The organism is Williamsoniiplasma lucivorax ATCC 49196, from assembly GCF_000518285.1.
Taxonomy (GTDB): Bacteria; Bacillota_I; Bacilli_A; order Mycoplasmatales; family Mycoplasmataceae; genus Williamsoniiplasma; species Williamsoniiplasma lucivorax.
The window spans coordinates 1-6,572 of record NZ_JADH01000022.1 but is presented as its reverse complement, the minus strand read 5'-3'; the positions used below and the strand labels follow the sequence as shown (position 1 = coordinate 6,572).

At 29.8% G+C, this 6,572-nt stretch carries 8 protein-coding genes; 3 read left to right on the top strand and 5 right to left on the bottom strand.

All coding sequences use genetic code 4. From position 1 onward, the window contains the following. The first annotated feature begins 84 nt into the window (after nucleotides 1-84). Both P695_RS0104625 and P695_RS0104620 read left to right on the top strand, forming a co-directional pair. A complete protein-coding gene (locus P695_RS0104625) occupies nucleotides 85-384 on the top strand; it encodes a transposase (RefSeq protein ID WP_028126638.1) in 300 nt (99 codons plus the stop codon). Nucleotides 385-473: 89 nt separating this feature from the next. After that, nucleotides 474-1,220, top strand: coding sequence for a DDE-type integrase/transposase/recombinase (locus P695_RS0104620; RefSeq protein WP_028126637.1), 747 nt, complete (start codon nucleotides 474-476; stop codon nucleotides 1,218-1,220). Between the two features lie 57 nt (nucleotides 1,221-1,277). Here the strand turns inward: P695_RS0104620 and asnS are convergent, their stop codons facing one another. From asnS to tsaD, 4 genes are all read right to left on the bottom strand, one after another. After that, nucleotides 1,278-2,645, bottom strand: a complete 1,368-nt coding sequence (asnS, locus tag P695_RS0104615; protein WP_035026594.1) for an asparagine--tRNA ligase — start codon at nucleotides 2,643-2,645, stop codon at nucleotides 1,278-1,280. An 8-nt stretch (nucleotides 2,646-2,653) separates the two neighbouring features. Beyond that, the gene (locus P695_RS0104610; protein ID WP_035026592.1) at nucleotides 2,654-3,781 is read right to left on the bottom strand and encodes an alpha/beta hydrolase; all 1,128 of its coding nucleotides are present in this window, start codon (nucleotides 3,779-3,781) and stop codon (nucleotides 2,654-2,656) included. Nucleotides 3,782-3,820: 39 nt separating this feature from the next. Beyond that, nucleotides 3,821-4,603 (bottom strand): MurR/RpiR family transcriptional regulator, encoded by a 783-nt coding sequence (locus tag P695_RS0104605; protein ID WP_028127060.1) that lies wholly within the window; start codon nucleotides 4,601-4,603, stop codon nucleotides 3,821-3,823. Nucleotides 4,604-4,741: 138 nt separating this feature from the next. After that, complete coding sequence (tsaD, locus tag P695_RS0104600; RefSeq protein WP_028127059.1) at nucleotides 4,742-5,683, bottom strand: tRNA (adenosine(37)-N6)-threonylcarbamoyltransferase complex transferase subunit TsaD; 942 nt, start codon at nucleotides 5,681-5,683, stop codon at nucleotides 4,742-4,744. 55 nt (nucleotides 5,684-5,738) lie between these two features. Here tsaD and P695_RS0104595 point away from each other — a divergent pair, with 55 nt between their 5' ends. Continuing rightward, nucleotides 5,739-6,245 carry a hypothetical protein gene (locus P695_RS0104595; RefSeq protein ID WP_028127058.1) on the top strand — a complete coding sequence of 169 codons (507 nt, stop codon included), beginning with the start codon at nucleotides 5,739-5,741 and terminating at the stop codon, nucleotides 6,243-6,245. Between the two features lie 58 nt (nucleotides 6,246-6,303). On the opposite strand, the gene P695_RS0104590 is transcribed toward P695_RS0104595, so the two are convergent. After that, on the bottom strand, nucleotides 6,304-6,572 hold a 269-nt coding region (locus tag P695_RS0104590), incomplete at its 5' end, for an IS3 family transposase (protein ID WP_028127057.1).

The window sequence follows — 6,572 nt, the reverse complement described above, 5'->3', positions numbered from 1 at the left end:
TGTAAGGTTCCCTTTTTCGGGACACATAATTTAAATCACAATAAAGTGATTGTAAAATTATATGTAACGAAAGAGGTTTTTATTATGAATAGACAATACAGTCCAATAGAAAAAGAAAATATGATTTTAGAATTTAAAAATTCTAAGCTAGAAATGCGCCATTTTGTGGTTCCATACAACGTCACTTATCAAGCATTTTCAAAATGAGTGCAACAATATGATAAATTTGGTTCTGAGGGTTTATCAGGAACTAAAAAAGTAGAAGACCAAAAAATTAAAGAGTTAGAAAAGGAAATCAAGAAATTAAAACGAGCAAACTTAGAACTAGAAACTAGACAAGAATTATTTCGCCTTTTAAAAAGAGAAATTGATAAAAAAAAGTAAATAAATGAGAGCTAAATATTTATAAATGTATAGTCATCACAAACTTTTACATTGAAAAAAAGGAACTTCCAATTAGAACATTGTGCCAATTGTTTGGACTTTCCAAAACAGTTTATTATCGTTGATTAAAAGAAAATAAACCTATAAATCGTTGTATTAACTACGAATTGGTCTTGAAAATTGATCAAGAATTTAAAGATAGTGGTAATACATATGGGCCTAAAAGAATTGCTAAAGAATTAGGTATAAGTGTCAAAAAAGCTCGTAGATACATGATTTTCTATAATTTAAAACCTAATAATTCACATCCTCCTAAAAAAGAAAAGTCACCAATTCCAGAACAAGAAGGCAAATATAAGCAAATTATTAAACCAAAAATGGATTTAACAAAATTTGGTGATGTCTTTTCAACTGATATTACTGAAGTAAACTATGGAAAAGAAAAATGATACACATGTGCTTTTTATCATATTAAACAAAAGAAAGTCTTTGGTGTGGTTACTAAGCCATACAAAGGTATGGAATTAGTAATGGAATCCTTTTTAAAAATGGTTGATGAATTTGGTTCATTTAAAAAAAATTCTATTATTCATTCAGATAATGGGTCTGAATTTAAATCATATCAATATTGATTAATCCTAACTTGATTTGGTTTCAAACCAAGTATGTCAAGAGTTGGTAAGTCAACTGACAATGGTTTTATCGAAGGTTTTTGAAGCACTTTAAAGAGAGAAGCCTTAAAAGAAAGTCATGTTTATACAACTTTAGATGAATATTCACTCAATTTAAAACATTATTGTAATTTTTACAATAATAAACGGATTACACTGTTGTAAAATATGTGTGTCCCGAAAAAGGGTACCCTACATGTAAATAATGTTTTTCAATTATTTTTAGAATAATAAGTTATTTGGTGTTCTTGGGTATAACAAGACATCACGAATGTTAGCAACTCCAGTGATATACATTAATAATCTTTCAAAACCTAAACCAAATCCAGCAGATTTATAGTAACCATACTTTCTTAAGTTTAGATATCAATCTAAACTGGCAGGATCAATCTTCATTTCTTGGCAGCGTTTAATTAACTTATCATAATCACCTTCACGTTCACTTCCCCCAACTAATTCCCCAATTCCTGGGACTAGTAAATCAACAGCAGCAACAGTCTTGTGATCATCGTTTTGCTTCATATAAAAAGCTTTAATATCTTTTGGATAGTTAGTCACGAAAGTTGGAGCTTGGTTAATTACTTCACAAATATATCTTTCGTGTTCAGTTGCTAAGTCTAAACCAAAGACAATATTATTTTCTTCAAATTGATGACCGTTTTTAATTGCTTCTTGAAGCAATTGAATTGCTTGACCATATTCAGTGACTTTGAATTTAGTATGAACTAAATTGTTAATTTTATCTAGTAACCCTGGTTCTAAATTAGTTTCTAAGAATTTTAGTTCTGCAGCACATTTTTCAACAACATGACCAACAGTCGTTTTAATTAATGACTCAATTAACTCAATGTTGGCTTTTAAGTCATTAAAAGCAACTTCTGGTTCAATCATTCAAAATTCAGCAGCATGTTTTGATGTGTTAGAATTTTCTGCTCTAAAAGTTGGCCCAAATGTATAAACTTTTTTAAATGCTTGCGCTAGTGCTTCAGCATGTAATTGTCCAGATACTGTTAAAGTTGATTGTTTACCGAAAAAGTCTTGTTCATATTTATTATCACTTCTTGTGGTAACTGTAAAAGTTTCTCCAGCACCTTCAGCATCATTTCCAGTAATGATCGGGGTTTGTGCATATAAAAAACCGTGATCGTTAAAGTATTTATGAATCGCAAATGAAAGTTCTGAACGAACTTTATAAATTGCGTTAAAAGTTTTAGTTCTCGCTCTTAAATGAGCAATTTCTCTTAAAAATTCTGGAGAATGTTCTTTTTTTTGTAAAGGATATTCTTCCACAGCTTGATCTAATAATTCAATTTCAGTTGCCATCAATTCAAATGGTTGGGGTTTACCTGGGGTTAAAATTAATTTTCCAGTCACTTCAACAATTGAAGAAACTCTGGCTTTGATGGCATCATCAAAGCCTTTAACTTCTGTTTTATAAACAACTTGCAAATCATCAAAACTTGTTCCATCATTCACAATCATAAAACAAACAGCCTTTCCTTGTCTGTTTGATCTCACTCTTGCAATAATCGCTATTTCTTGACCATCAAGTTTTGCAAACTCTTGGTGGATTTGTTGTAATTCTTTCATAATGCCCTCTATTCTTTACCTGAAAAATAAAATGTATTAATTTCATATTTTTCTTCTTTGTTATTTAAAATGGTATTTTCATCAATACCCATATTTTCTAATGCTTTAATGCTAATCTTTTTGTCTGTGCCAATCACTTTATTTTCAAACTTAATCCAATGATAAGCTTGAGAAATAAAGTGTTCTTTTAGTGAAAACCCATGGGCTGAAAAATCATAAATTAAAATTTCATCAAGTGGGGAAAATAATTTACGGTCAGCAAATAAGCGATAACTATCTGTTGGTGGAGTAATTAAATCATTTAGCCCATGGGTAAACAAAGTTGGTATTGATGATTTTTTACCATCCTTTTCATAAAGTTTGAAAATGTTAATTTCATTTCAATTCAACTTGGTTTCTTCGTTTTGACATTCAATTATTTTCTTGATTTTTTTAATCACACTTTTCTTTTGAAAAATTCTTTTAAAAAACATATTTCTAATGTGGAGTAATAAGGATTGGATTGAACCGTATGTCACATCACTAATAGAAAACTTTAAAAGATATTTTTTCATCAATGCTTCATCTTTAGCTTGGACAATGTTAATTACAAAAGCACCCATACTAATCCCTAATAAACCAAGGTGTTTATATTTTTTATTTTCATTTAATCATTGCATCGCAGCTAATAAATCTTTTTGTTCTAAAATACCCATTGTCACTGGTTGATTTTTTTCGCTTTCCCCATGATTTCTAAAATCAAAAACAAGAATATTATACCCTAATTCAATAAATGGTTTAGTTGCATACAATGCTCAATACTTATCTTCACCAAAACCATGACAAGCAATCAATCATTTTTCACTATCAGGATTAGAAATATATTGCAAGCCACTTAAAATGACATGGTCATCAGTTTCAAATTTAAATGGAATTAAATTATCAAAAGGTGATAATTGTAATTGGGGTTGTTTGAAAAGTTTTTTCATCACTTTATTCATATGTTTAATTTCTGGATAAAAATAAACATGATTTTTAGTTTTGCTGTTTCTCGACCCAATAAAAAATGTTCCAAGAAAATTGAAAAATTTGATTAAACGCAAATTGATTTTTTTGAACATTTTTTTATAAATACGATTTTCAATAGAAATAGCCATTTTCCCTCCTTTTTAAAATTAATAAATTAACACTGCTGCTTAATTATTTTTCTTCAAATGTTGAAAATGATAAACTAATAAATCATTAAAGTAGTGAAACGGCACTGATTTAGAAATAGCACATTCTCCACCCTCTTCAACATTATCAATAATTAATGTATGAATTAGATTAGCGTGTTTATCAATTTGTTGAGTCGGAATTCTTCCCGAAACAAAGACAACTTTCCCACCTTTATTTCTAATTTTCTCAATCACTTTTGCTAAATGAGTTGATGCTCCATATTTGGTATAGAAAAGAAATAAATCTTCTTTATCAGCATCAGCTACTCTTTGATTAATAGTATCTCAATCCGAATCTAATAATGTGACTGGTAATTTTTCTGAATAGAAAAAATTAGTTAATTCAGTTGCTGCCCCTCTTAGCACACTTTCCCAATAAACAACATAAATACGATTAGCACTCTTAATTAAATTTAAAGTATCAAAAAGCATTTTTTTATCAATTAAAGAGTGGTTATGTTTAATCATGCTAATATAGCTACGTGAAACATTTTCATCATCTTTTGAGACATCAATTGTCATGGCATCAGCATCATTGGCTAACGAAATGGAAAAATCTCGATATCCTTGGATATTTAATTTTTTTAACAATCCATAAATTGCTGAATATCCTGTCCCTACTTCGTGTGACAAGGTCACAATTTTCATATCGGTTTCTACCATCATCACTAAATTTTTTTTAATATATTCAGCAATCTTTGTTTCGCGAGTGGTTAGATCATTTTTATCTAATGTCGCTAACTTACCTAAGAAAGATCTCATTATTTTACCCCTTTATATATCATCAGATATACGATTTTATTTTAATATGAAAATGGAAAATTCACCAATGATTTTGTGTTTTTTCCATTTTTTTTCCATTTTTTTTATTTTTTTTCTTATTTTTTGATTATTTTTTGATTATTTAAATTTTTCAAAAGCTAATTGTGCCATCATTGCACCATTATCAGTGCAATATTCAAATTGAGGGATGATCGTGTTGGTGATGTGATATTGTTGGCCTAATTGTAAAATCATCTCACGGATTTTACTGTTGGCCGATACTCCACCCCCAACTGTTAATGTTGTTGGTTTAAACTCTTTAATCGCTCTTTCGAACTTCATTTGAATAACTTCTGTGGCTGCTTTTTGAAAAGAAGCACAGAAATTATTCACATCAATTGGTGCTTGTTTTTGTTGTAAATTATGCAGTAAATTAATCGCCGCTGTTTTTAATCCTGAATAAGAAAAATCATAACTTTGATCATTTTTTGCTAAAGGTAATTGATAAGTTGGTTGCCCAAGTTGTGCCCGTTTATCAATTTCAGCACCCCCTGGATAATTGAAACCCAAAACGCGTGCTACTTTGTCATAACTTTCCCCAATCGCATCATCAATTGTTGACCCAATGATTTCAAAATCATTGGGTGATCTAACTAACTCAATTTGGGTATGACCCCCACTCACGATTAAAGCCAGAGCTGGATAAGTAAAAGTGTTGTTGATCGCTGAAGCAAAAATGTGACCTTCAATATGGTCTAAACCAACAACTGGTTTGTTTAAGTACATCCCAATGGTTTGAGCAACCATTTTGCCAATAATTAATGAACCTAATAAACCAGGATGAGCAGTATAGGCCACTCGATCAATAGTTGCTCAATCAAGATTAATTTGTTCTTTAACTTCATTTAAAACCCAATTCAGATTTTCAACATGCAAACGGGCAGCTAGTTCGGGAACCACTCCACCAAATTGCTTGTGGTCTTCAATCTGGGAAGAAACAACATTGCAAAGTATCTTGCCATTTTCAATAACACCCACTGAAAATTCATCACAACTTGATTCAATTGCTAATATTTTCATGATAAAGACCTCCTAAATATCAATATTTTAACTTATTTTTTATATAATAAGTATTATGAGTAAGACTATTGATTTTAAAATGATTAAAAAAACCAATAATAAAGTTGCGCTTTGAATGGGGGCAACAACTTTTTTTATGTTGATTATTGTGTTGGTAATTATTGTGTCCCTACCAACAATTACCAAAAAGCAACAAATCATTATTTCACTAGAATTATTAGTTAATTGTCTTTTAATTTTAGTCACACTTTTCTTAATTGGCATTAGTCAGATTATCACTTCCTTGTTTTATCACCAAGTAGCTTATAAAGAAGCAGGAACAAATAAAGTCGTGCGCGAAGTGTTCGAAATCAACAAAATGGCTCATCTTTATATTATTGGGTTTTTAGTGTTATTTTCTGGGATGCAAATAGTCACAATGGGATTGATTGGTCACACCTTTACTGATTTATTAAAAACTTATTGATGACTAATTGTTGGTTGCTTTGTGTGAAACACTTTTATTATTTATCTCTCTTTTGGTTTTAAAACTTACATGTACAACAACTTAATTAAAAAATAACTTTGTCATTTATGATCTTGTCAAGAAAAGTGGACATAAAAAAACAACACATCAAAAATTAGTTAACAAAAGCAATTCAATTGCTTTTGTTTTTATTTAAAAAATCTTGAGGAGATTCCCAATTTAAACGCTTTTGTGGTCTGAAATAATTATAAAATTCAATGTAATCAATCACAGCTTCTATCATTGACTTTTTAGTTCATTTACTTCTTGGTTTTATATATATAACTTCTGTTTTAAGTGATGCAAAAAAGGTTTCACAAGCACCATTGTCGGGAGAATTCCCTTTTCTTGACATCGAAGGAATAAAACCTAACTCAGAAATTA